At 62.5% G+C, this 1,254-nt stretch carries 2 pseudogenes; one reads left to right on the forward strand and one right to left on the reverse strand.

The features are described from left to right. Window positions 1-75: 75 nt before the first annotated feature. Window positions 76-282 (reverse strand): annotated as a pseudogene (locus tag ACH0BZ_RS16350) (ArsR/SmtB family transcription factor); the annotation flags it as partial. A 306-nt stretch (window positions 283-588) separates the two neighbouring features. Here ACH0BZ_RS16350 and ACH0BZ_RS16355 point away from each other — a divergent pair. Further along, window positions 589-1,179: pseudogene (locus ACH0BZ_RS16355) on the forward strand (TlpA disulfide reductase family protein); the annotation flags it as partial. Window positions 1,180-1,254 lie beyond the last annotated feature (75 nt).

The following is a 1,254-nucleotide window of genomic DNA, read 5'->3' on the forward strand; positions in this document are numbered from 1 at the left end:
CTCCGGGCAGATCTGGTGACCGTCACCGGGCAGGTCTCAAGACCGCCCCTGGGCAGAACTCACTGGCCCTTGACACTCAAATTCGGCGACGACGATCCCGCAATCCCTGAGGCAAGCGAGATGATTCGACACATTTGACCGCGTCAACCCAAGCTCCTGGGCAATCTCGGCGGGATACACAGGCCCATCCAGCAGTCTCAAGAGGATACGAGAACGAGTCGGGTCAGCCATGGCGCGACCGAGTCGGTTCATCACACCTTGACGCGAAGCAAGAGACAGCATGCACTGAATAGTACAGTACGCAGTGAACCGTTCTCGGCGGTGTCACCGCACACCGAAGGGCGAGGAAACCGCAAGGCCAACACAGTCAATGGACGCAGGCGTGCCGCCCCACCCCCAGAACCCACCCGTTCGACCGCGCCGTTCAGTGGCGTTTCACAGGGCGGATATCGGCTATGGCACGATCAGACAGTGGGACCATCTCGCCAGTGCCGGTCACGACACTGGTGTTCGACAGAGCCACCCCGTGCGGCACCGCCGGTTCGGAGCCGAGGGGGCAATGACCCGTCGCAGACCGGAGTGAAAAGCATGGGCAGTACCCGAGCCATCGGTTTTCGCGCGCGCCTCTGGGCGGCCCTGTGTGCGGGCACCCTAGTCCTCTCCGGTTGCGGGAGTGGCACCGATGCGGTCGCGCAGGGCGGCACTTTCGAGTTCGTCAGCCCTGATGGGCAGCTGGAAATCCACTACCCCGAGGAAGAACGGAAGCCGGTGGCCGAGCTCGCCGGCCCCGATCTGCTTGATCCAGACCAGACCATAGGGCTCGCTGACTACAAAGGGGACGTGGTGATCCTCAATACGTGGGGCCAATGGTGCGGGCCTTGCCGCACCGAGGTCGACGATCTTCAGCGCCTTCACGAGGAGTTTGAACCCCAGGGAGCCACCGTGCTCGGAATAAACGTGCGTGATCCCAATCGCGACAAGCCGGTCGACTTCGTACGCGACAACGGACTTACCTACCCGTCGATCTGGGACCCGAGCAACGCCGCCGTAGGTGCACTCCGAGGCTTTCCCACCTCGATTGTGCCCACGACTCTCGTGCTTGACCGGCAGCATCGAGTGGCCGCGGTGTATCTGGCGGCCGTCACCGACTATCAACTTCGGGACGTCATAGCCGAATTGAACCGCCCCAGGTTTCCCGCCGCCTCCTTTTCGAGTCGAGGAGGATGGCTGTATGCCGAAGAAGATCGATCCCGC

Source organism: Dietzia sp. 179-F 9C3 NHS, assembly GCF_045369825.1.
Classification (GTDB): Bacteria; Actinomycetota; Actinomycetes; order Mycobacteriales; family Mycobacteriaceae; genus Dietzia.